The 22,165-nt window shown below is 55.9% G+C and carries 20 protein-coding genes and 2 pseudogenes; 8 read left to right on the top strand and 14 right to left on the bottom strand.

Features of this window, described 5'->3' with window-relative positions:
• Position 1: 1 nt before the first annotated feature.
• The 6 genes from ACOI8A_RS03025 to ACOI8A_RS03000 are packed head-to-tail and all read right to left on the bottom strand — an operon-like array spanning position 2 to position 6,456.
• Entirely contained in the window at positions 2-1,594 is a 1,593-nt protein-coding gene (locus ACOI8A_RS03025) for a GumC family protein (RefSeq protein WP_420649541.1), read from the bottom strand.
• A gap of 16 nt (positions 1,595-1,610) precedes the next feature.
• Positions 1,611-2,633: a polysaccharide biosynthesis/export family protein gene (locus ACOI8A_RS03020; protein ID WP_420649540.1), complete on the bottom strand. Its 1,023-nt coding sequence runs from the start codon at positions 2,631-2,633 to the stop codon at positions 1,611-1,613.
• A 21-nt stretch (positions 2,634-2,654) separates the two neighbouring features.
• Positions 2,655-3,302: a CpsD/CapB family tyrosine-protein kinase gene (locus tag ACOI8A_RS03015; protein ID WP_420649539.1), complete on the bottom strand. Its 648-nt coding sequence runs from the start codon at positions 3,300-3,302 to the stop codon at positions 2,655-2,657.
• Entirely contained in the window at positions 3,302-4,048 is a 747-nt protein-coding gene (locus ACOI8A_RS03010) for a sugar transferase (protein WP_420649538.1), read from the bottom strand. Before ACOI8A_RS03010 ends, ACOI8A_RS03015 begins: the two co-directional genes overlap by 1 nt.
• Before the next feature lie 21 nt (positions 4,049-4,069).
• Positions 4,070-5,107: an NAD-dependent epimerase/dehydratase family protein gene (locus ACOI8A_RS03005; RefSeq protein ID WP_420649537.1), complete on the bottom strand. Its 1,038-nt coding sequence runs from the start codon at positions 5,105-5,107 to the stop codon at positions 4,070-4,072.
• Complete coding sequence (locus ACOI8A_RS03000) at positions 5,104-6,456, bottom strand: UDP-glucose dehydrogenase family protein (protein WP_420649536.1); 1,353 nt, start codon at positions 6,454-6,456, stop codon at positions 5,104-5,106. Before ACOI8A_RS03000 ends, ACOI8A_RS03005 begins: the two co-directional genes overlap by 4 nt.
• Before the next feature lie 391 nt (positions 6,457-6,847).
• Between ACOI8A_RS03000 and ACOI8A_RS02995 the strand changes: the two genes are divergently transcribed.
• The 7 genes and pseudogenes from ACOI8A_RS02995 (at position 6,848) to ACOI8A_RS02965 (ending at position 14,704) form a co-directional block, all read left to right on the top strand.
• Positions 6,848-8,554: a sulfatase-like hydrolase/transferase gene (locus ACOI8A_RS02995; RefSeq protein WP_420649535.1), complete on the top strand. Its 1,707-nt coding sequence runs from the start codon at positions 6,848-6,850 to the stop codon at positions 8,552-8,554.
• A 383-nt stretch (positions 8,555-8,937) separates the two neighbouring features.
• Entirely contained in the window at positions 8,938-9,318 is a 381-nt protein-coding gene (locus tag ACOI8A_RS02990) for a DUF6124 family protein (RefSeq protein ID WP_420649534.1), read from the top strand.
• Between the two features lie 20 nt (positions 9,319-9,338).
• A pseudogene (locus ACOI8A_RS02985) lies at positions 9,339-9,581 on the top strand (DUF6124 family protein); the annotation flags it as partial.
• Positions 9,582-9,840: 259 nt separating this feature from the next.
• Positions 9,841-10,494, top strand: coding sequence for an ABC transporter ATP-binding protein (locus tag ACOI8A_RS02980; protein ID WP_420649533.1), 654 nt, complete (start codon positions 9,841-9,843; stop codon positions 10,492-10,494).
• Complete coding sequence (locus tag ACOI8A_RS02975; protein ID WP_420649532.1) at positions 10,491-12,962, top strand: ABC transporter permease; 2,472 nt, start codon at positions 10,491-10,493, stop codon at positions 12,960-12,962. The genes ACOI8A_RS02980 and ACOI8A_RS02975 overlap by 4 nt, the downstream gene beginning before the upstream one ends.
• Complete coding sequence (locus ACOI8A_RS02970; RefSeq protein WP_420649531.1) at positions 12,952-14,019, top strand: lipocalin-like domain-containing protein; 1,068 nt, start codon at positions 12,952-12,954, stop codon at positions 14,017-14,019. The genes ACOI8A_RS02975 and ACOI8A_RS02970 overlap by 11 nt, the downstream gene beginning before the upstream one ends.
• Positions 14,020-14,119: 100 nt before the next feature.
• The gene (locus ACOI8A_RS02965; protein ID WP_420649530.1) at positions 14,120-14,704 is read left to right on the top strand and encodes a hypothetical protein; all 585 of its coding nucleotides are present in this window, start codon (positions 14,120-14,122) and stop codon (positions 14,702-14,704) included.
• A 346-nt stretch (positions 14,705-15,050) separates the two neighbouring features.
• Here ACOI8A_RS02965 and ACOI8A_RS02960 read toward each other — a convergent pair whose 3' ends face one another.
• A complete protein-coding gene (locus ACOI8A_RS02960; protein ID WP_420657634.1) occupies positions 15,051-15,875 on the bottom strand; it encodes a glycosyltransferase in 825 nt (274 codons plus the stop codon).
• Positions 15,876-16,050: 175 nt separating this feature from the next.
• Here ACOI8A_RS02960 and ACOI8A_RS02955 point away from each other — a divergent pair, with 175 nt between their 5' ends.
• The gene (locus tag ACOI8A_RS02955; protein ID WP_420649528.1) at positions 16,051-16,884 is read left to right on the top strand and encodes a VanW family protein; all 834 of its coding nucleotides are present in this window, start codon (positions 16,051-16,053) and stop codon (positions 16,882-16,884) included.
• A 130-nt stretch (positions 16,885-17,014) separates the two neighbouring features.
• On the opposite strand, the gene ACOI8A_RS02950 is transcribed toward ACOI8A_RS02955, so the two are convergent.
• The 7 genes and pseudogenes from ACOI8A_RS02950 to ACOI8A_RS02920 all read right to left on the bottom strand — a co-directional run bounded on the left by ACOI8A_RS02950 (position 17,015) and on the right by ACOI8A_RS02920 (position 22,158).
• Entirely contained in the window at positions 17,015-17,554 is a 540-nt protein-coding gene (locus ACOI8A_RS02950; protein ID WP_420649527.1) for a DUF1523 family protein, read from the bottom strand.
• A gap of 273 nt (positions 17,555-17,827) precedes the next feature.
• Positions 17,828-18,247: a hypothetical protein gene (locus tag ACOI8A_RS02945; RefSeq protein ID WP_420649526.1), complete on the bottom strand. Its 420-nt coding sequence runs from the start codon at positions 18,245-18,247 to the stop codon at positions 17,828-17,830.
• An 89-nt stretch (positions 18,248-18,336) separates the two neighbouring features.
• Positions 18,337-18,753, bottom strand: a pseudogene (locus ACOI8A_RS02940) (RHS repeat-associated core domain-containing protein); the annotation flags it as partial.
• Positions 18,754-19,108: 355 nt separating this feature from the next.
• Entirely contained in the window at positions 19,109-19,579 is a 471-nt protein-coding gene (locus tag ACOI8A_RS02935) for a hypothetical protein (protein ID WP_420649525.1), read from the bottom strand.
• Between the two features lie 342 nt (positions 19,580-19,921).
• Positions 19,922-20,977, bottom strand: a complete 1,056-nt coding sequence (locus tag ACOI8A_RS02930) for a hypothetical protein (RefSeq protein WP_420649524.1) — start codon at positions 20,975-20,977, stop codon at positions 19,922-19,924.
• A complete protein-coding gene (locus ACOI8A_RS02925; RefSeq protein ID WP_420649523.1) occupies positions 20,970-21,776 on the bottom strand; it encodes a hypothetical protein in 807 nt (268 codons plus the stop codon). Before ACOI8A_RS02925 ends, ACOI8A_RS02930 begins: the two co-directional genes overlap by 8 nt.
• Positions 21,721-22,158 (bottom strand): hypothetical protein, encoded by a 438-nt coding sequence (locus tag ACOI8A_RS02920; RefSeq protein WP_420657633.1) that lies wholly within the window; start codon positions 22,156-22,158, stop codon positions 21,721-21,723. Before ACOI8A_RS02920 ends, ACOI8A_RS02925 begins: the two co-directional genes overlap by 56 nt.
• Positions 22,159-22,165: the final 7 nt, after the last annotated feature.

Below are 22,165 nucleotides of genomic sequence, written 5' to 3'. Positions count from 1 at the left end.
CTCAATTGCGCACCCAGTGCACGAAACTTGGCACCGTCCAGCTCTTGTGCGGATTGCCTGGCAGCGCGTTCTGTTCGTTGATCACCAACAGGACTGGCAGATCCAGTTCGTGGCTGATTTGCGCCGGATGCTTGAAGCGATGATCGAAGAACTCGCGCACGTAGACGAATGCGATCGCCAGCAGCAGGCCGGTCAGCATGCCGAACGGAATGATCAACATGGGTTTCGGGAATGCCGCTTCAGTCGGTTCGAACGGCGGGCTCAAGACCCGGGCATTCGACAGGTCGTTGTCGAGGGAACGGGTGGTACTGCTTTCGGCAAAGCGTTGCGCGTAGGTCGAGAATGCGGCGTGCAGGGCGCCGATCTCGGTGTCCATCTGCCGCAGCTTGCTCTGGGTTTGCTGCAGTTGATGAATGCGCTCCTTGAACTCGGCAATGCGCGCGGTTTTTTGCTCGATCACCTGGCTGATCACCGACAGATCGACAGCGCGTTCCTGAATCCGGTTGTTGACCACTTTGAGGAATTGCTGGCGAGCGCGGGCGATTTGCTCGCGGGTCAGCAACATTGGTTCACTGCCGGGCTGGAACACTGCCAGATCATTCATGTAGCGGCTGACCAGCGTGGTCAGTTGCTCGCCCATCTGCCTGATCTCGCGATCTTCGAACGCGATGTTGTCCACGGTGGTGGTGAAGGTGAAGGGGAAGGTGTAGTCATTGAGTTTGTTGCTGTTGGCAGCGGCGAGGCTGGTTTTCAGGTACTCGAGCCAGCGCTGGCTTTGCAGCAAACGGTCGCGGGACAGATTGAGTGCCTGCTCCTCGGTATTGATCGCGTTGAGGCGGAAGGTAATTTCCTCTTTCGGGTCAGCCGAACCGACGCCTTCCAGCAAGCTCAGCCGAGCACCTTCCAGGCCGTCGAGGCGCACCTGGTATTGATGCTTCTTGGTTTCGTAGAACGAGTGCGGCAGCTCGATCGATTGCAGCGCCTGACGGCTGACCAGATAGTTTTGCAGCAGGGCTGCGACAAACGTCGTGCCTTGGGCCGGGTCAGGGAAGCTGTAGACAATCGAGATCACATTGGAACCCGGCAGGGTTTCGATCTTCAGGTTGTCGATGGCTTCCTGGGTCAGGCCGTCGAGCACCGTGTCACGCACCGGATCGGTTTCCATGCCCAGCGCGCTGCGCAGCGGGTTGACCACGTATTCACGCAGCGGCGAGCTGACGTAGCGTTTGAACGGTTCACCGACCAGTTTGCTGAACATCCCCGGCGCTGGGGTGTACTCGCCTCTGTCGCGCAGGTCGCTGATGGTCTGACGAATCAGCGCCGGCGAACGCAGGATGTTGCTTTCGGTTTCCATGTCCGCCAGTGACGGCGGGATGAACGTGGCGTTGTCCTGGGTCAGCGAGGTGGTCGCATCGCCCTGGGAAAGTTTTTTCGACTGCACGATCACCTGCGCGGTGATATCGAAGCTCTGTTTGAGCAACAGCGGCAGCACCAGCGCGATCACTGCAAAGATCAGGAAGACACGCTTCACCAGTTGCTTGTTGGCGAAGAAGATCCTGAAGAACTCATGCAGGTAGTTTTCCTTCGGATTCATGGTTGTCACCTGAGAGTCAGTTGTCACTGCCTTTGTTGTCGACGCGGTAGCCGAAGCTGAACCCCACGCCCTGAAACAGCACCACGTCGGCCAGTTGCCGGGCGAGTTCGCCGGCGCTGGCCAGTTTGGTTTTTGGCACGTAGAGCATGTCGTCCGGTTGCAGGTAGGCGATTTGCGGCGCCTCGCCCGACAAAGCCTTCTCGACGTCGTAATTCATCGCCTGCACCTGATTGCCATTGCGGCGCATGATCACCACCGAATCGAGCCGCGCCTTGACGTTGGTGCCGCGGGCGAGGGTCAGTGCTTCAAGCACCGAAACCGGACGGCGGATCGGGTAGGAGCCGGGTTGCGCGACTTCGCCCAATACGTAGATCTCGTTGCCAGCAGTGGATTTGAGCAGCACATCGACGGTCATCCGCCCCGGCAATTGCGCGTACTTGCTGTTGAGGAAGGCTTCCAGTTGATTGACCGTCATGCCCTGCATCGGCACGGCCCCGATTTCCGGGAAGCTTGCGTAGCCGTCAGTGCCCACGGTGATCTCGCGGCTCATGCCGGTGGCGGGGTGGTTGAGGGCACTTTTGAGATTCTGTTCGTTGCTCAACGGGCTGAGGATTTGCACCGATAGCTGATTGCGGTTGGGCTGGAACAATTGTTTGCGTTGATAGACGCGCTGGATTTCCTGGCGCGCTTCATCGCTGGTCAGCCCGGCAATTTTCACCGAAGTGTTGGCGCCCGGCAGTTCGATGGTGCCGTCCGGCAGCACCAGTTGATTGCCGTTGAGCTGGCTGGCGGCGGTGAAATTCAGGCCGATCTGGTCACCCGACTGCACGCGATAAGCGTCCGAGCCGCTGGTGCTGATGTGAAAGATCACATCCAGCACATCCTTGGGGCGCAGGGTCTGCTCGATTTTCGGCATGTCGCTGGCCTGCGCGTTGGCCGGAGTGGCGGTGAGGATATTCACCGGCATATTGCGGGTCTCGGTATTGCTGGAGCAGCCTGCAAGCGGCAGCAACAGCAGGACAAGCATCTTGGCGTTCATGGCGTCATCCTTCGCGGTTGCTTACAGGTTTTTGTAGAGCCATTTGGGCATGTAGTACTTGCGCCGGTTGAACACGCTACCGACCACTTTGGCCCCGGCTTGCGTCAGCCGTTGCACGGCGGCCTGGGCGACTTCCCAGCGCGTGTCTTCGGCGCGCACCACAAACACCACGCCGTCCACTTGCGTACTCAGCACCAGCGTGTCGGCGGCTGAGTACACCGCATCGCCGTCGATCACCACAAAGCGGTACTGGCTGCCCAACTGATCGAGCAGCGGCCCGAGGCGTTCGGCGGTCAGGTGTTCCATGGTGCGGATCGGCCGGCCGTTGGGCAGCACGTGGAACGGCAGGCTCGAGACCTGCACCACGCAGTCCTGCAACAGCGGCGGGCTGTCGGCGCTGAACAACAAATCGCGAAAACCGCGCTCCTTGCTCAGGTTCAGTTGCTGGGTGAGGTTGTTCGCCGATTGGCTGGCATCCACCAGCAACACCTGGCCGCTGCTCATCTGCGCCAGTTGCGCAGCGAGCGCGAGGGCGCTGGTGGTGGTGCCGGCGCCGGGGTTGGCAGCGGTCAGGAACAGGATCCGCAGATCGAGATCCAGCACGGTCGAGGTCAGGTTCGATTCGCTGGGGCTGGCGATGCTCAGGCTTTTGTTGGTTGAACCGTCCATTAGCTTGCTCCGTGGCCGCTGAATACTTTGAAGGGGGTTTTCAACAGAATCTTCAGATCAAGCAAAAGGCTCTGCTCGGCGATGTAGCTGAGGTCCAACTCAACGCGCTGGTCGAAGTCGATATTGCTGCGCCCCGAGATCTGCCACAGGCCGGTCATGCCGGGGTAGATGCTCAGGCGTGCGAGGTGACTGTCCTTGTAGCGATAGGCGTTGAACGAGGTCGGACGCGGGCCGACCAGACGCATGTCGCCGCTGATCACATTGATCAGGTTGGGCAGTTCGTCGAGGCTGGTACGGCGCAGGAAGCCGCCGATACCGGTGATTCGTGGGTCTTGGTCGATCTTGAAATCGATGGCATCGGCACCGTGCTTGTTCAGGTGGCGCAGCGATTCTTTCAAGTCTTCGGCGTTGGCGACCATGGTGCGGAACTTGTACATGCCGAACTTGCGCCCGCGATAGCCGGTGCGTTTCTGCACGAACATCACCGGGCCTTTGCTGGTGAATTTGATTGCCAGTGCGAGGCCGATCAACAGCGGCGAGATCAGCAGCAGAATCATCAGTGCGCCGAGGCACGCCACCACGCGATTGGTGCGCGACAGTTGCCATGGCCGACCACCGTCGCGGCCGGTGAACCAACCGCGACCCTGGCGATGAATGGCAGCGTCGAGGCGCATGCGTTGCTCGGGATCCAGGCGCTTGTCACGGCGCAGCTGTTGAATCGCTAAACCTTGTTCATGTCCAGTCATGGGGTAATCCTCCACTGGTGGTCAGCCGCGAGCGGCGCGTGGGTGAGAGGCAGTCGGGTAGTAATCGCGGAACCAGGCGATGAAGCGCCCGAGTCCTTCGTCCAGCTCTATCCGGGGCTGAAAACCGGTGGCCTGGGCCAAGTCACTGGCGTCGGCGCAAGTGTTGAGTACGTCGCCCGGCTGCAATGGCAGCAGCTCGACCACGGCTTGCTGGCCGAGGTGTTTTTCGATCAGCGCGAGATAGGTTTTCAGTTCCACCGGATGCTGGCCGCCAATGTTGAACAACCGCCACGGCGCCATGCTGCTGGCGGGGTCGGGCTGTTCACGGTTCCACTGCGGATTGGCCTGCGGTGCACGCTCGATCAGCCGTGCGATGCTTTCGATGATGTCGTCGATGTAAGTGAAATCGCGCTGATGCTCGCCGTAGTTGAACAGCTGCAACGGCTGGCCCTCGCTGATCGCTTTGGCGAACTGGATCGGCGACATGTCCGGCCGGCCCCACGGCCCGTACACGGTGAAAAAGCGCAAACCAGTGCACGGAATGCCGAACAGATGGCTATAACTGTGCGCCATCAGTTCATTGGCTTTTTTGGTCGCGGCGTACAGCGACAGCGGATGGTTGACGCCGTCTTGCACCGAGTACGGCGTGCTCTGGTTGGCGCCGTACACCGAACTCGACGAGGCGTAGATCAAGTGCTCGACCGGGTGCTGACGACAGCACTCGAGAATGTTCAGGAAACCGCTGAGATTGCTGTCCAGATACGCCCGTGGATTCTCCAGCGAATAACGCACCCCGGCCTGCGCCGCGAGGTGGATCACTATTTGTGGACGTTGTTCGGCGAACAGTGCGGCGAGGGCCGAAGCGTCGGCCAGGTCAACCGTTTGCAGCTGGAAATCGCCGACCTCGCCCCGCACCCAGGTCACGCGATCGTGCTTGAGCTGCGGGTCGTAGTAGCTGTTGAAATTATCCAGCCCGAGCACCTGATGGCCGTCGCGGATCAGCCGCAACACGCAATGAGCGCCAATGAAACCGGCAGCACCGGTGACCAGAATCTTCATGGCCGCAGACCTTCGGGCGCTATGTGGCGCAGGCCAATGCCGCTGTAGTGCAGGCCGGCGGCGGCTACTTGTTCCGGGTTGTACAGGTTGCGGCCGTCGACGATGACCTTGGAGCGCAGCTTGTCGGCGAGCAGCTCGAAATCCACCACACGGAAGTTTTTCCACTCGGTGCAGATCACCAGCGCGTCGGCATCTTCCAGCGTGTCATCACGGGTGGCGCACAGGTGCAGGTCGTTGCGATAGCCGTAAATGCGTCGGCATTCGGACATGGCTTCCGGATCATAGGCCTGCACGCTGGCGCCTTCGGCCCACAATGCGTCCATCAGATAACGGCTCGGCGCTTCGCGCATGTCATCGGTGTTCGGTTTGAACGCCAGGCCCCAGATTGCGATGGATTTGCCGGCCAGACCTTGCGGGAACTGCGCTTTGAGTTTGCTGAACAGGATGTGCCGCTGACTGTCATTGACGTCGGTGACGCTGCGCAGCAATTTCAGCGGCATGCCGTTGTGTTCGGCGGTGTGCAGCAGGGCACGCAGATCCTTGGGGAAGCACGAACCGCCGAAGCCGCAACCGGGGTAGATGAAGTGGTAGCCGATGCGCGGATCGGAACCGATGCCTTTGCGCACCGCTTCGATGTCGGCGCCGAGCAGTTCGGTGAGGTTGGCCAGTTCGTTCATGAAGCTGATGCGCGTGGCGAGCATCGCGTTGGCCGCGTACTTGGTCAGCTCGGCGCTGCGGTTGTCCATGAACATGAGTTTTTCGTGGTTGCGGCAGAACGGCGCGTACAGCTCGCTCATCTGCTCGCGAGCCGCGGCGTCGTCGGTGCCGACGATGATCCGGTCCGGGCGCATGCAGTCGGCGAGGGCGCTGCCTTCCTTGAGAAATTCCGGGTTGGACACCACGCGCACGTTCAACGCGCTTTTGCCGCGCCGCTGCAATTCTGCAACGGCTGCGTCGCGCACTTGATCCGCTGTGCCGACCGGCACGGTGGATTTGATGATCAACGTGCGGTCAGCTTCCATGAAGCTTGCGATCTGCCGCGCCACATTCAGCACATGGCTGAGGTCGGCAGAGCCGTCTTCGTCGGCGGGTGTGCCGACGGCGATGAAAATCAGTTCGGCATGCTCCACCGCATCGCTGGCCTGGGTGCTGAACAACAAGCGTCCGGCCTTGATGTTTTCTTCCAGAGTGCTGGATAAACCTGGCTCGCTAATTGGCGGCACCGCTTGTTGCAGTTGTTTAATCTTGTTCGAGTCTATATCGACGCACAACACGCGATGTCCGACGTCGGCAAGTGCTGCCGCTTGTATCAGGCCAACATAGCCCGTACCAAATACGCTCACGTCCATATTGGCGTGCCTCGTAAGACGGTGGAAGAAGATCAAAATTGAACTGTCAAAAGGGGTATAGCGCAGGGTTGGAAAAGCGTGTCAGCAAAATGACATGTTGCAGATGTATAACACGCCCTGTTTCCGGGGCTATTGGCCATCAAGTGCTTGCTGTATCTGCGTTTGCCGCGGTTTTGACGGGTTTTTCACATTTACAACTAAACGATAAACGGTCGCTAACCAATAAATACAAGCCTTTTAGCAACTTGTGTGTGTCAGATTTGAGTCAACGTTTTTTTGACGCTTTCAGCAAAAGTCCGGCATTTCTTGCGCTTTAAAGACCCGGTGCTAGTGTCAGTTTTTGGCCGACAAACTATTGACCAAGCGCCGTCGGGCACGCCATGGAATCGCCATGTTTCGATATTTGAAAGAACTGCTTTTAGTTATTTATCTGCTGCTTTATTTCGAATATTACCTAGAGCGTTTAAACGCCTTGGGGATCGGACTGGCAGTACTACTTTTTGGCGCGATGTTTTTGGCGCTGACTTTCGCATTATTACTAACGGCCTATATACGTCAGACTTTCATTCGGCATTTATTCGCATTGGCGATGTGCGCCTCTGCAGTATTTTTTGATGTTTATACGCGGGTCACTACCGACTATCTGACCTACAGCAGCTTTGTTTCGCTGGTCTATTCCGGCGGTTTTATCCAGGAAGCGATCTACCAGTATCGCGACGCGATCATCCACGGGGTGCTCAGCGGCTTGCTGCTGTTGTTTGGCATCGGCCTCAAACCACGGCATTCGATGCCGGTGCCGAATGCCTTGCGCGTGGCGGCGCCGATCTGCGGGGTTCTGCTGCTCAGCGCAGTGCTGTTCATGCGCGCCGGGGAGGGCGCACGCGGACTGCCGATCATGTACACGCCGCTGGCGTATCTGAACCTGTTTTCCTACGAGGCGCTGCACAACACGGTTGGCCCGCGCGAGCCGGTGAAGCTGGCGCGCACCGGGCCGGCAATCGATCACGACATCGTGTTGATCATCGACGAGAGCATTTCCGGCAACTATCTGGATATCAACGCGCCGTTTGGCGTGCACAGCAACCTTAAACAGCCGCAGCCCGGCGTTGCAGTCTTCAACTACGGTTACGCCGCGTCCATCGCCAATTGCAGTGCAGACACCAACGTCACGCTGCGCTACGGCGGCACCCGCGCCGATTACATGCGCATCAACAGCACGCTGCCGTCGATCTGGCAGTACGCCAGACAGGCTGGCCTGCGCACGGTGTATATCGATGCCCAGCGCACCGGCGGCAATCTGCAGAACCTGATGAACGATGCCGAGAAAAAGGACATCGACGAATTTGTGCAATTCGACCAGACCAGCGTGCGCGAGCGCGACATGGCCGCCGCTGCCAAGTTGATCGAACTGCTCAACGACGGCAAACCCGAGTTGGTGCTGATCAACAAGGTCGGCGCGCATTTTCCGGTGCACGATAAATACCCCGACGCATTCATGGCCTACCGTCCGACCTTGCCGCGCGGGCAATTCGTCGAAATCGCCGACACCGGCAAGCGCGATGGTTTCAACGGTCAACCGGATGACTGGGTGCTGTATCGCAACGCCTACAAAAACACCCTGTTGTGGAATGTCGGCGAGTTCTTCTCGCGGGTGTTTGCGCAGGCCAATCTGAATAATGCGCTGCTGATCTACACCTCGGATCACGGCCAGGATCTGCACGAACGCGGCAATCCCGGGCTGAATACCCATTGCGGTGGCGATCCGGTGGAGGAGGAGGGGCTGGTGCCGCTGGTGGTGATTCAGGGCGATCAATTGCACACGCTGGACTGGTCGGCGCAACTGGCGGCGAACAAGGATCGCTCCAGCCACTACAACATTTTTCCGACGCTGTTGCAGTTGATGGGCTACGACCTGGCGGGAATTGAGGCGGTGTATGGCAAACCGCTGAGCGTGGCGACGGCGGATGAGTTTACGTTCAACTACCGGTTTAACGCGCGGCTGGGGGCGAAGCCTGAGTGGAAGCATATTGATTTGGGCAGCATTGTGTTGCCGGGGCAGGCGCCTGCGAGTGTCGCGGTGGAACGGCCCTCACCCTAACATTGCAGCAAGCAATAAACACAACTCGCCCAGCGCGTTTAACTTACACGAACCGTTACTCCATAAAGGCTACAACACCTTGCGCCGTTGCCTACGCGTACGCCAGAATCCGCCGGCTTGTGCGGCTTTGAGGCGGGCTATATCGTTTCCCGGTCACTGAAAAACAGTGATCGGGTTTGGTAGCCCGCTTCGGTACGATCGCATAGCGTCACCTTATTGCAGCCTCTTTTTGCGGCTGAGTTTTATATGGTGGACATGCGTGGGGCTCATTCGTGAGCGCCGGGTTTCCCGTATCGACCGGTCTACCAACCCGCGCATGGCCGCCACCCTTCGTTTGGTAGCGAGGGTGATGGCTCCAATTTTCTCGATACGGAGCTTCATCTATGTTCAAAATCACGCCCAACCCACCGCACACCGATCCAATCCCCTACGACCCCGAACTCGAAGCCGAAAACATAAAAACGGCCACAGAACGAGCGATCAACCACTACCTCGATCCTGCCACACACAAGACATCCAAACCTTCGCGCAAGCCCGGCCGAATCTTCCTGGTCAATCCCACGGTGGACGACGAAACCCTACTCGTCGAAGCATGCGAAACGCTGTCGTCCGCCACGGACATGGCCCGCGACATCGCCAGTACGATCGATCCTTCACAGCGCAAAGCGATGCTGGTGTTGCAGCAGGTCATCATGCTCAGTGAGCTGCTGGCCAATCGCGTGCTGGATAACCAGCGCATCCCGCAAGCCGGGGGTATCAACTGATGCTCACGACAGCGCCCACTGCCAGAATCATGGCCACGCCCTACACGCCCAGCGTAATGTTCATGGTCAACCCGCAAGCCGACACTGAGTCGTTGCTGGTAAATGCCTGCGAGTCGTTGGCTTCTGCCACGGTCATGCTCGGGGATTTTGCCGGGTTGCTGGAGGGGCCGAACCGCAACACGTTGCTTGGGATTGCGCAGGTGGTGATGTTGGGGGAGTTGGCGGTTAATCGAGTGCTGGATAACGTTGTGCCGAAGGAGTAGTTGCGGTGGGGCTGCTTGCTGTGTTCCTTCAGTTTCAGCCCTCACCCTAGCCCTCTCCCAGAGGGAGAGGGGACTGACCGAGGTGATCTTGAAAGTTACGCCGACGTGAAATACCGAGTCGAACTCAAGTTCTGAAAATCACGCAAATCGGCTCCCATTCCCCCTCGCCCCCTTGGGGGGGCAGCGATTTCCAGCCGTACACAGATTCCAGCCCAACCATCCGCTATCCTTGCCCCACACTGACCAATCAGGTGGCGGCATGCTCCACGTCGAAAACCTCTGCAAAACCTACCCGACCCCCCAAGGCCCGCTGCCCGTGCTGCAAGGCATCGACCTGAGCCTGAAATCCGGCAGCAGCCTGGCGCTGATGGGCGAGTCCGGCAGCGGCAAGAGCACGTTGCTGCACCTGATCGCCGGTCTGGACCAGGCCGACAGTGGCAGCATCCGCAGCGGCGAGCATCGGTTGGAGCTGATGAACGAAGGCCAACTGGCGAACTGGCGGCGTAGCGAAATCGGCCTGGTGTTCCAGCAATACAACCTGATCGGCAGCCTGCGGGTCGAGGACAATCTGGCGTTTCAGGCGCGCCTTGCCGGGCGTCACGATCCGCGTTGGCAAAAGCATCTGGTGCAACGTCTCGGTCTGTCCGATTTGCTCAAGCGTTATCCCGAACAACTCTCCGGCGGCCAGCAACAGCGCGTTGCACTCGGCCGGGCGCTGGCCTCGAAACCGAAATTGCTGTTGGCTGACGAACCCACCGGCAGCCTCGACGAGGCCACCAGCGATGAAGTGCTGCGCCTGTTACTCGAACTGCTGGATGACACGCCGACCACGTTGCTGATGGTCACCCATAGTCAGCGTGTCGCGGCACGGCTTGCCGAGCGCGTGGTTTTATCCAGTGGCCGTTTGACGTGATGGTATTCCGGCAAACCCTGATTGCACTGCTCAGCCATTGGCGCCGGCATCCGGTGCAGTTTTTCAGCGTGCTGACCGGGTTGTGGCTGGCCACCAGTCTGCTGACCGGCGTCGAGGCGCTGAACAGTCAGGCGCGTGACAGCTATGCCCGCGCCAGCCAGTTGATCGGCGGCGAGCCGCAGGCCAGCCTGAGTGCGCCGAGCGGCGCGAATTTTTCCCAACAATGGTTTGTCGATCTGCGCCGCCAAGGCTGGCCGGTGTCGCCGGTGTTGCAGGGCCGTTTGATTCTCAAGGATCACGAAACCCAGCGCCTGCAATTGATGGGCATCGAACCGGTTTCGCTGCCGGGCGACAGCGCCGTGGCCGGGCGGGCGATGCCTATCGAGCGCATTGTCGAGTTCTTCAGTCCACCGGGTAGTACGTGGATTTCACCGGAAACGTTGCAGGCGCTGGATCTGCACGAAGGCGCTACCCCGCAGACCGAAAACGGCCAGACCTTGCCACCGTTGCTGGCGCAAAAAGACATGGCGCCGGGTGTGCTGCTGGTCGATATCGGTGTCGCGCAACACTTGCTCGATCAGCCCGATCAATTGTCTCGGCTGTTATTGCCCAAGGATTTTCACGCTGAGATCCCGGCTGCGTTCAACGGCTTGTTGCAACTCAAAAGCAGCGGTGAGGAAAACAATCTCTCGCGGCTCACCGAGAGCTTTCACCTCAACCTCGATGCGCTGGGATTTCTCTCATTCATCGTCGGCCTGTTTATCGTGCACGCGGCTATCGGTCTGGCGCTGGAACAACGCCGCGGATTGCTGCGCACGTTGAGGGCCTGTGGCGTCAGCGCGCGGATGTTGATTGCCTGCCTGATCGTCGAACTCGGTGCGTTGGCGTTGATCGGTGGTGTGTTCGGCGTGATCAGCGGTTATTGGCTGGCCAGCGTATTGCTGCCGGATGTCGCCGCCAGCCTGCGCGGTTTATATGGCGCGGAAGTGGCGGGGCAGTTGCACTTGAGTCCGTGGTGGTGGTTCAGCGGCATTGGTTTGAGTTTGCTCGGCGCGCTGCTCGCTGGGGCCAACAGTCTGCTGCGCGCGGCGCGCCTGCCGTTGCTGGCGGTGGCCAATCCGCAGGCGTGGCATCAACAACATGCGCGCTGGTTGCGGCGCCAGGGTTGGGTGGCTGGCGTGTTTGCCGCGATTGCCTCGATCGCGTTGATTTGGGGCAACAGCCTCGGCAGTGGTTTTGTGCTGATGGCTGGGCTGTTACTCGGCGCGGCGCTGGCGTTGCCGGTGCTGCTCAGTGGAGTGTTGAACGGCTTGCTCGGGCGTAGTCGTTCGGTGCTGGGTCAGTGGTTCCTCGCCGATTGTCGTCAGCAATTGCCGGCGCTGAGTCTGGCGTTGATGGCGCTGCTGTTGGCGATGGCGGCGAATATCGGCGCCGGCAGCATGACCGCCGGTTTCCGCCAGACCTTCAATGACTGGCTCGAACAGCGCCTGAGTGCCGAGCTGTACCTCAACCCGAGCAATCCGGCTCAGGCGCGGGAAATGTATGGCTGGCTCAAACAGCAACCGAGCGTGAGCGCGGTGCTGCCGAACTGGCAAGTCTCGGTGACGTTGCAAGGCTGGCCAGCGGACGTGTACGGCGTGATTGACCATCCTTACTATCGTCAGCACTGGCCTCTGCTTGAAGCGCATGGCGAGAATCCGTGGTCGGCGCTGGCCACCGATGATGCGGTGATGCTTAGCGAACAACTGGCACGACGCCTGAAAGTTGCACCGGGCGATCACCTGACGATTCCCACGCCGAGCGGTTCTTGGTCGCCGCGTATCGTCGGGATCTACGCCGATTACGGCAATCCCAGGGGCCATGTGCTGGTGAGCAGCAATCACCTGCTGCGCGGCTGGCCGCAGTTGACGCCGAACCGCTTCAACCTGCGCATTGACCCAGCGAAAATCCCCGCGCTGCTGAGTGCCGTGCAGGCGCGCTTTCAGCTCGACGACAGTCGCATCGTTGATCAGGCGCGGCTCAAGGGCTGGTCGGTTCAGGTGTTCGAGCGCACGTTTGCTGCGACCGCCGCGCTCAACAGCCTGACGCTCGCGGTCGCGGGTGTGGCGCTGTTCATCAGCTTGCTGACGCAGAGTCAAAGCCGCCTCGGCCAGCTCGCGCCGCTGTGGGCACTGGGCGTGACGCGCCGGCAATTGATGCTGCTCAACCTCGGCCAGACCTGGCTGCTCGCGGTGCTGACGCTGGTGTTGGCGTTGCCGTTGGGGATTGCTCTGGCGTGGTGTCTGGACGCAGTGATCAACGTGCAGGCGTTTGGCTGGCGCCTGCCGCTGCGGGTGTTCCCTTGGCAACTGTTGCAACTGATGGGGCTGGCGCTGTTGGCGACATTACTGGCGTCGGCGTGGCCACTGTATTCGCTGTACCGCACGCAACCGGCGGATCTGTTGAGGACGTTTGCTCATGAGGATTAACGTCGTTCTGCTGTTGCTCGCGCTGTTTTTGAGCGGCTGCGATAAACCCGCACCCGAGCAAAAAGGCTTCGCCGGGATGGGCGATCAGGCGCAAGCGTTTACGCCGGTGACGCCAAGGCGGGTGTTCAGTTTCCCGGCGGATCATGGTGCGCATGACGGATTTCGAATTGAATGGTGGTACGTCACCGCCAATCTGAAGGATCAGCAGGGCAACGAATTCGGCGTGCAATGGACGTTGTTCCGCAGCGCGTTGAGCGCAAGTGCCGGGCAACCGGGCTGGGCCAATCAGACCATCTGGCTCGGGCATGCGGCGGTGACTTCGGCAACTGCGCATCACGCTGCCGAGCGTTATGCGCGAGGCGGAGTCGGGCAGGCCGGGGTGCAACTGGCGCCGTTCGATGCGTGGATCGACGATTGGCGGTTTGTCAGTCAGGCCAGCGATCCGCTGACTGACTTGCAGCTCAGCGCCCGTGACAAGAACTTCAGCTATCAACTGCGCCTGACCTCGAGTCGGCCGCTAGTGTTGCAAGGCGACAAGGGCTTCAGCCAGAAATCCGAACAGGGACAGGCTTCGTACTATTACAGTCAGCCGTTTTTTCAGGCCAGCGGCACCTTGGTAATCGACGGCAAAAGCTACAGCGTCAGCGGCCCGGCCTGGCTTGATCGCGAATGGAGCAGTCAGCCGTTGACGGCCAATCAGACGGGTTGGGACTGGTTCTCCCTGCATCTCGACAGTGGCGAGCATGTGATGCTTTATCGCATGCGTCAGAAGGAGGGAGCGCCGTATCTTACCGGTACATGGATTGCCGCAGATGGCCGGGCCGAGACCCTGCATGCCGGGCAGATCAAACTTACTGCGCAGGACACTGTGACGGTTTCCGGGCGTTCGATGCCGGTGCGTTGGACGATCGCTATACCTTCGAAGCGGCTGGACATCACCCTTGATGCACTCAACCCTCAGGCCTGGATGGATCTGCGTATTCCGTACTGGGAGGGGCCGGTGCGCTTGAGTGGCAGTCATGGGGGGCGCGGCTATCTGGAGATGACCGGCTACTAAGGGGCAGCATTTTTCGGAGCGTCTATGCTCCTTGGCACGCATTGCGCTGGAACTGATTCTGCGCCGTGCGCTGCCATCCATCACAGGGAATGTACCGCTTATGAAGCTCAAAGCACTGACTCACGCCATCGCCCTCGCCACTGTTCTGTCCGCTGCCAGCCTGTCGGCAGTGGCTGCCGATATTCCATTGTCCGCCACGGTCGAGGCTGACCAGGTCACCACCAAAGTGCTGGCGGTTGACCCAGCCAATCATCAGGTTGTCCTTGAAGGCGCTGAAGGCCGCCAGGTGCACGTCCAGCTCAGCGACAAGGCGAAAAACCTTGCCAATCTCAGGGTTGGCGATCAGGTGAAGGTCGAAGTTACCCGTGCTGTCGCTGCTTATTTGGACACCGACGTGGATAAAGGTCTGCCTGGCTCTACCGAACGTACCGGTGAGCTGCGCAACGCGCCGGGCAGCAGCAACCCGGGTGGCGAGGCATTCCGTCAGGTGCAGGTGCAACTGAAAATCACCAAAATTGATCTGAACAAACATCAGGTCACCCTGGAAAACCCGTCCGGCCAATCGAAAACTCTCGACGTCGTGAGGCCTGAAGTTCAAGCCAAGCTCAAAGACCTGAAAGTCGGGCAGAGGGTGGTAGTGACTTACACCGATATCCTGAAAGTGACCAGCCAACACGAAAGTTGAGTACTAGCTCTACAGGATGATTGTTCTTGTACAAGGTATTTGTATGAGAACAATCATATGAAATTTTCGAACCTGACATTTGTTGAAGTTTGTCGGCAAATATCGGTCACTCGTTGCTGTTAACGTTTTAGTACACAAATTTCATGTTCGAGAATGACGACATATCTGCCAACTTCCATTAAAATCCCTCCCGTTCGCCCAGTGTCAGGGCTCTTTACCGGTGCATGGATTGCCAGGCCATTACACTGGGCGAACACCTCCTCGGAGCAGAAGCACAAAATTCAGACAAAAAAAGGGCGACTATTAAGTCGCCCTTTTTTATTGTCCGCTGTTATTTATCCGCAGATCAGTTATGGCTCGCTTGGCCCATGCCGCGTTTCAGCTGGAGGCGCTTGAGCGTCTCCTGGTACATCTTGGTGCGGCGGTGATTTTTGCCGTAGGTGCCCGCCGCAGCGACCGTGCCTGCCTGAATATGGTCGAGATAGCGAAATATCTTGCGGTGAGAGAGGAACTTGATTCCGTAGCCTTGGCTGATCATACGGTCTTGCAGGGTATAACCGGGCACTCGGTCATCCATGGAGAAATGCAAACCGCGCGACTTCATCAAACGGCAATTCCACAAGGTGCAGAAGCTCTTGAGATGAGTTTCTCGATAAGGCTTTGGTTCTTTGGAGGGCAAGCCCATGCTCGTTCTCGCCCGACGATAGTAGTGTTTGACAAAGCGCGAACTTAAACGCCAGGTATCTCTCAACAGGCCGCGATCAAGTTGCTCTACACAACCGACAGCCGCCATGTCCGGAGTTTTCATGCACTCGCGCATCATCAGTGCAAAGATGTCTTTTTCGTAGACAAAGGTATCGGTGTGCAGCAAAAACAAGTAGTCGGTTTCAACTTTTTCCAATGCCAGATCGAGCGCTTTGCCATGAGCAATATGGCCATGTTCCTTCCCCGGCGAAGGACGTTCGATCAGATTGATCCAGTCGAGTGAACGCAAGTAATCCAGACTCTCGTCAGCGGAGTCGTTGTCTACGACCCACACCGGAATTTGATGCTGCGTGACGTGCTGGTGCAAAAGCTCCAGGCACATCTTCGTGAGATCGGCCGTTTTGTAATTCACCAAGACGAGACTGAAATTCGACTGCTGTCTGGTTGGTAAATCAAACGTTCTCATAGGTATGGCTCATCCGCAGCTTATGGGCTTGTTCTGCCGCGGATTGTATTGAGGCAACCTTAGCTCAAACTTAATTTTCACCGCGAAGCCATGCGCAGCCCCGGCAGATTCACGCTAAAATCCGCCGCCATTGCTCAGCTCAAGGAAGAAAACGGCAGCCGCCGTTGCGTCACGGATGAAACCACTTTCCCTTTACCACCCGGCCCTGTACTGGATGCGCGTGTGGCAAAAAAGACTGTTCCGGCAGATCGCCTGGCGCTACTCGCGTAAACGCTATGCGATGCCTATTGCGTTGGCCGAGCGCTTGCCGTTTCGCTACCTGAAACACACCTCAAAACTGATCCGCAAACTCGGCGACTCCGACCTGGCGTTGCAACACAACAAAGTCATTAACCTAAGACTGGCGGTCGCCGCCATCGACGGCGTAATCATCGCCCCCGGCGAACACTTCTCCTTCTGCCGCCTGGTCGGCCGCCCGACCCGCAAACGCGGCTATGTCGAAGGCATGGAGCTGTCCTTCGGCGAAGCGCGTACCGGTGTCGGCGGCGGCATTTGCCAACTGAGCAACCTCATCCACTGGATGGCCATTCATTCACCTCTAGTGGTGATCGAGCGCTCCAACCACAGTTTCGACCCGTTTCCGGATGAAGGGCGTGTTTTGCCGTTCGGCTCTGGGGCGGCAATTTTCTACAACTACGTTGATCTGGTGCTGCACAACCCGACGCATCGCCGTTTTCAGCTGAAGTTGAATGTCGCGCAGACGCAGCTGGAGGGGGAGTTGTTGTGTGATCAGGCACGGGAATTCCGCTATCACGTGTTTCAAGAGGCGCATCGGTTCGTTCGGGATGGCGGGCGGGTGTTTCGGGAGAATGAGATTTGGCGGGAGGTGCGGGAGAAGGGGCAGATTGGGGAGTTGGTGAAGCGGGAACGGCTTTATCGGAATCGGGTGGTGGTGAAATATGAAATCGCTGAAGCTTTGGTCGAGGACAAGCTGGGCAGTGGGGGATGAATACCACTAGGAGCGCGAGCGTTTCACGGTGTTCATCCAAAGCGCTAAGCTAATGTCCGATGCTGTTGAAGGACTGGACCGAGGTCGGCAGATAGCCGACCGGTTATTTGGCGCGGCCAGCCCAAAGTGATCAGTTCACCGCAACTTGGCCACGGCGTTTCAGGCGGCGACGTACGACCAAGGCGATAACCACCACGAACAGTGTGGTCACACTGAAGAAAATGATGTTGAACCATGGGAACGGTTGGTCACGGTGGGTCGTCGGTTCGATGTGCGTAATATTCGGGAAGACCGACAGGATCTGAATCCGCCAACCGTAGTAGCGGATGAGCGCCAGCTGCGTCGTATCACGCGAATAGCCCTGGGCCTTGGCCTGAATGTCGGCCGAGTCAAACTTAAAGTACCAAGGAAAGCTCCAGCCGGTATCTTCGTTGCGATACACCACAACCTTCTTCGTGTCCGGGTCCTCGGTATTGATGAAATAGACATCCCGGGTCGGGCCGTCCGCAGGGTTCTCGGCATTGATGACCCCGTCGTCATCGACGCGTTTGACTTCGACGCCGGTGATCAGCACTACCTCGTGTTGAGGTAGCACGTAATACAGCCCTAGCGCAGAGGCACCCAGCACCAGAATGAGTGCCCCCAGAACCAATCCTTTTAACCACTTCATGTGCACACTCCGATTGTAATGGACGCAATTCTGCCGCAATTCTGCTGAGCGAGTGTAGGTGTTTGGTTCTGAAAAGGCCTGATATCCGGGCGGAGACATTTGTTGAAACGATTTTCCCATCCGGCCAAAAAAAGGGGAGGCTTTATCGGAATCGGGTGGTGGTGAAGTATTAAATCGCTGAAGGCGTGGTGGAGGAGGCGGGGGCGAGCGGCCGGACACCTGCGGCAAGACCAATTACGCTGCCACGCCGCGATTTTTGGGTTAAGGTGATAGTTAAAAGGGGCGCTCGCTAAAGTTTATTTCACCCTCACTACTGATGCAGCCTATGAAGCTGAGGCTGTCTGAGAAGAAGTAGGTGTGTTGAGGTATATCCGAAAAAATTTTTAGTATGTTTTCCAAGCGTGCCGTGCTTGTTCTGTATGCGCTCTCAGTAAGAGAGTCGCCAATGAAAATTATCTCAGAGACATTCAGGTCTCTTATTTTATTTGATATATCAAAGAGTGCTTGTTTTTTTTCACTTTTTGCGTAGCTCATGCTGTTTTTGATTGTGTTCCACACTATTTTAGATCCGGAGAATGGGAGTTTTTCGTTGATGCTAGACACAAAAGTCTCATGGGCTTCGGGCTCCAGTATCTCAAAAAGAATATTGAAGGCTGTTAAGTCTTTTTCAAGTTCGTCGTCGAAATAACTCATTTTTTTAATGCCATGAGCAGTTCTATCACTGTTTTTTCGCTTGCGTTGAAGAGGTAGTGTGGGCAGGTTTTTTTCCTGGCCAGACATTCAGTCCCCGGATTGTAGTAGCGGTGCCGGTTGTAATGTAACCCTGTCTCAACATCGAAATACTGGCCTTGAAAGCGCAACAGGTTGGTTTTATGAGATCGATAGGTCTTGGCGAATTTATCAATGGTTTTCTTTGCGTCAGCCGCACGAAATGCTTTGTCTTCCGACGCTTTCGAGTACTTGACCTGCACCACGACGATCTGGTGCGCATTTTCGAATGAGGCAGCATCTCCATAGTACAAAACGGCATCGGCAATCTCATTTCCCGCGTCCGCTGCCCCTTTTTGATCGAGAGGGGAAAAGCCCTTGATCGCAACCCCAATGAATTTGTCTTTCGGCAGCACCAACCCCAGACATTTACGTGCCACCCACGCCTCGTGGAATTCATGACCGTCCCGGGATGCACGGACACTGTCCATTTTTTTTCGCATTTTAGCCATAGCGATCGAAGCACTCCCTGCTAGCTTTTCTGGGTGTTAAGTACCGATCATGACATTTTCTACCAACGCGGCCTATCCGAAGGCGCCGTTAGGGAAGATCTTGCCGCAGCGGGTGAATCGCCCGGAGTTTGGTAGACACTTTCAAGCCTCGAAAATAGACCGTTGAGTAGTTGCTATGGGCAAGCAATAATGAAATGAATAAATCGAAACTATTCGAATCATGGATCCGCAAGCAGCATCCTGATTTCGAGTTGGCTGGGCGATGAGGTTAAATCAGTGCCCACGAAAACCCCTATGCATTACTAGGGAACGTATCTTTGCAGTTGAACTCAATTCACAAACTTTCGAGTTCAAATAAAAATCCTTTGGCTTTTAATCTTTTGATCTCTTCGTCAAATTTGTATTTGGGCAGATCTCTGTTTTTTATGTCGTATTCCTGCCTCAATAGTCGAAATAGTTTTCCAATGTTTTTCTTGGCTTTCTCATCAAGGCTTTCAATTAGGTCATAGCTATCGCTGGCTAGAAACGGAATCTTGCTTTTTAATGTGTAGTAAGCGCTTATGTTTGAGAGCAATCCTTCCGCATCCGAATAATCTTCGTTTAAATATTTGGCGTAATCTTCAAATATTTTTGTCAAAAGGCTTTGTGGCGCTTTTTGATTTTTTAAAACACTGCACATTTCCTGCCAGTTGCTCACATGCAGGTGGTCACCCCAATCGGAACCTCTAGCGAAATAAATCCCTTCACCTTTGAAGAACTCGGAAATTTCATGCTGATCTAAGGCGGTTTCAAATGTGGTTTTCATTGAAGCTTTTCCCAATCGTCGAAGTTTTTCAGTAGTGTCCCAATGTCACAATTGGAAAATGAATCTGTCCCCTTTACGTTACCGAAAAACGCATAGGCATCACAGTCCGAAGCGTGTCGATGAAAGCGTTGCTGTTGATGCTGAAGAATTTCACGTCTACGATCCATTTGGGACTGTGTCCTTGGTTTGTCGGGGTGTGTTCGCAACTATCACCGTAGACCAAGACCAGCCCTTCTTCATTTTTTGCTTTCAACTCAAGTGCTTAGCAGTTAAGTAAGTGCCATTCAAATCTGTCCCCTTTCCATTCCAGTGCGTGGTAAGCGATTGTAATTACATCAGGCATTATTGAGTCTCTGTGTCTGAGGTCGTGTTAGTGTCGGAGGATTTAATTCTGAAGTAATCCAGCAGTGTGTTTCCGCTTGCAAAGAATTGAAGGGCTTTTTCACTTTCTTTCACCAGTTCTTCGCTAGGTTTCACATGGTCAATTGCTGAGATACTTTTTGACCATTCTATAACTTCCGTTGGAAAGCTAGCTTTCGGTCGATTGTTAATCCATGCAGAAATGTAGCATGGTAAAGTCCATCCACTAAATAGTTGAATTGTGAGGAAGCCCCATATATAACGTACTAGCGAATGGTTTTCACGATAGTTTTCGCGGCACAGGTGGAAAAAATCAACTGATCCTTCTTCCAGGTCGTCAGTGTAATTCCTTGGCAAGGCTGTAAGGCCTTTTTCCATATAAGCTCTAACTGTTTCCCATTCAGATAGCGCCGCGTTGAAGCTGCCGCACGGAATAATACTCCACAGAATATCTCCATTAGAATTGTTCCGCAAACCAATCATCAGTTTGTGTTCTGGAGTAGCTGCATATTGAGTTACTTGTCTTCCGGTGGAAATGCAAGTAATGACATCTTCCCAATGGACGTACTGCGGTTTTTGTCCTTTTTTTGCAATGTAAACGACTTCTCGGCGCTCTCGGTTGAACCGGAGTGGAGGTTGTGAGGAAATGTCATTGGCTATTTTTATGAAGTAGTAAAGGTAAAGCGCAGCGATGGATAAGATTATGAGCCATATAACTGGGTTGAAAAAGAAATTCGCCCAAGCGCTAAAAAAGGGTTCTGAGTTTCTTCTGATCCAGGAAGCAAACGCTGAGAATAACAAAAGTGAAGTCACTATCAGCATGATCGATCCTATGCCGATCCGCGCCATAAATTCAAAATTTCCTCGCCCAGCTGAAAAATCCAGAAAAGTATGGTTGGCGCTCTGATGTAACTCGCGAGCGCTTACCGCGAGTACCCCAGTAGGTATTGGCTTTGGGGATAAGTATATAACCTTCAAGCCATTTTCCTGTTCAAAGTCGCCAGCACGAGGTAGGCGCTGGTATTTTTTTTCAAGCACGTAGAGTCTCCGTTTTTATCTCATCCCATTTTAACGAGGTTTTACTGATTTTGACTGATGTTTCACCCTTAAGTGCTTTGTTAGTAACCGAGAAATTTAGGGATATCGGATAGAACAAAAAGCTATCATCGGATTTTAAGGGGGTTACAGCCACGTCTGGTTTGACGCTCAAGCGCAGCTGTAGTTGAGACTGTTCGCTACACCATTCATCTGGAATTTCAAGTTTCAAGAGTAGAGGGTCGGTAGTTGTTATTTTGAGGTTCTTCAATAATGTCGTGCTCACGTCCTTTTCGTGGTCGACATCGGGAGATATGAGCTCAGCCTGAAACCGGATGGGGTTTTCGCTCAGGGTTTCAATTGAAACTCCTGGTAGGGAAATTCCTATAGTGCGAATGGCTTGCGTACGATTTTTGTCTTTTATAATCCCAGCATCAACAATGACTGGGCGTAAGTTTGCTTCAGCTAATCCTTGCGCGTGCTTTGGCATATCCCAATTTTTATCGTCCATTCCCCAGCAGCAGTTGAGCATCCAGCGCTGCTGATCGTCGAGATTGAAGTAATTGTACAGAGACTCGCCACCGAGTTGTAATGCAGTGAAACCAAGCGACCACGGAGTCAGTCGTGATGAAAAGCTTAAAAATCGAACCCCTTTCGTTCCCCATGCTCTTCGAATGGCCACTACTCGCTCCGCCTTGGGTGTAGTTACAAAGATACGGCCAACTGAGCTTATGTCTCGAACCGATCTAACAGTAGTGAGAGCCATAGTTGCTGTATTGCCCATGTTGCCAGTGAATGCCATCAAAGCTCCAGCTTCCCCCCCCCCCCCCCCCTGTTCCCGTGAGTAGCGCGTCAGTCCATTTGATCCAGTTATCTAACGTAGTTCCGATTGAACTCAAGAGACCAATCGGAGCTATCAATTCGCCCAGACCAAGACCTAATTTACCGAGTTTTACCATGAACAGCGCACCACCTTTGCCCCCTGTAGCGGCGACAGTGGCTTTAAACCCCTTGTCTACTAACGCTATGTACGCGTTCTGGTAGACAGACAATGCTGCAGACATGACTCCAGAAAATGCGCCATAGAAAACGACGTCTTCTTTAATGGTGAAGTTGCTGGTCAGTTTGTCCCAAGTATCATATGCCTCTTTGAAGTTCCTGGCTTGGAAAAATAGTGCTGCCATTGGTATA

Source organism: Pseudomonas sp. P4795, from assembly GCF_048822895.1.
In the GTDB taxonomy this organism is placed as follows: Bacteria; Pseudomonadota; Gammaproteobacteria; order Pseudomonadales; family Pseudomonadaceae; genus Aquipseudomonas.
This window is presented reverse-complemented; position numbering and strand designations above follow the sequence as displayed.

What these genes read in the sequence shown, in the direction of transcription:
- ACOI8A_RS03025 (WP_420649541.1), bottom strand. Translation starts at nt 1,594, where the DNA reads ATGAATCCGAAGGAAAACTACCTGCATGAGTTCTTCAGGATCTTCTTC.
- ACOI8A_RS03020 (WP_420649540.1), bottom strand. Translation starts at nt 2,633, where the DNA reads ATGAACGCCAAGATGCTTGTCCTGCTGTTGCTGCCGCTTGCAGGCTGC.
- ACOI8A_RS03015 (WP_420649539.1), bottom strand. Translation starts at nt 3,302, where the DNA reads ATGGACGGTTCAACCAACAAAAGCCTGAGCATCGCCAGCCCCAGCGAA.
- ACOI8A_RS03010 (WP_420649538.1), bottom strand. Translation starts at nt 4,048, where the DNA reads ATGACTGGACATGAACAAGGTTTAGCGATTCAACAGCTGCGCCGTGAC.
- ACOI8A_RS03005 (WP_420649537.1), bottom strand. Translation starts at nt 5,107, where the DNA reads ATGAAGATTCTGGTCACCGGTGCTGCCGGTTTCATTGGCGCTCATTGC.
- ACOI8A_RS03000 (WP_420649536.1), bottom strand. Translation starts at nt 6,456, where the DNA reads ATGGACGTGAGCGTATTTGGTACGGGCTATGTTGGCCTGATACAAGCG.
- ACOI8A_RS02995 (WP_420649535.1), top strand. Translation starts at nt 6,848, where the DNA reads ATGTTTCGATATTTGAAAGAACTGCTTTTAGTTATTTATCTGCTGCTT.
- ACOI8A_RS02990 (WP_420649534.1), top strand. Translation starts at nt 8,938, where the DNA reads ATGTTCAAAATCACGCCCAACCCACCGCACACCGATCCAATCCCCTAC.
- ACOI8A_RS02980 (WP_420649533.1), top strand. Translation starts at nt 9,841, where the DNA reads ATGCTCCACGTCGAAAACCTCTGCAAAACCTACCCGACCCCCCAAGGC.
- ACOI8A_RS02970 (WP_420649531.1), top strand. Translation starts at nt 12,952, where the DNA reads ATGAGGATTAACGTCGTTCTGCTGTTGCTCGCGCTGTTTTTGAGCGGC.
- ACOI8A_RS02965 (WP_420649530.1), top strand. Translation starts at nt 14,120, where the DNA reads ATGAAGCTCAAAGCACTGACTCACGCCATCGCCCTCGCCACTGTTCTG.
- ACOI8A_RS02960 (WP_420657634.1), bottom strand. Translation starts at nt 15,875, where the DNA reads ATGAGAACGTTTGATTTACCAACCAGACAGCAGTCGAATTTCAGTCTC.
- ACOI8A_RS02955 (WP_420649528.1), top strand. Translation starts at nt 16,051, where the DNA reads ATGAAACCACTTTCCCTTTACCACCCGGCCCTGTACTGGATGCGCGTG.
- ACOI8A_RS02950 (WP_420649527.1), bottom strand. Translation starts at nt 17,554, where the DNA reads ATGAAGTGGTTAAAAGGATTGGTTCTGGGGGCACTCATTCTGGTGCTG.
- ACOI8A_RS02945 (WP_420649526.1), bottom strand. Translation starts at nt 18,247, where the DNA reads ATGAGTTATTTCGACGACGAACTTGAAAAAGACTTAACAGCCTTCAAT.
- ACOI8A_RS02935 (WP_420649525.1), bottom strand. Translation starts at nt 19,579, where the DNA reads ATGAAAACCACATTTGAAACCGCCTTAGATCAGCATGAAATTTCCGAG.
- ACOI8A_RS02925 (WP_420649523.1), bottom strand. Translation starts at nt 21,776, where the DNA reads ATGGCATTCACTGGCAACATGGGCAATACAGCAACTATGGCTCTCACT.
- ACOI8A_RS02920 (WP_420657633.1), bottom strand. Translation starts at nt 22,158, where the DNA reads ATGGCAGCACTATTTTTCCAAGCCAGGAACTTCAAAGAGGCATATGAT.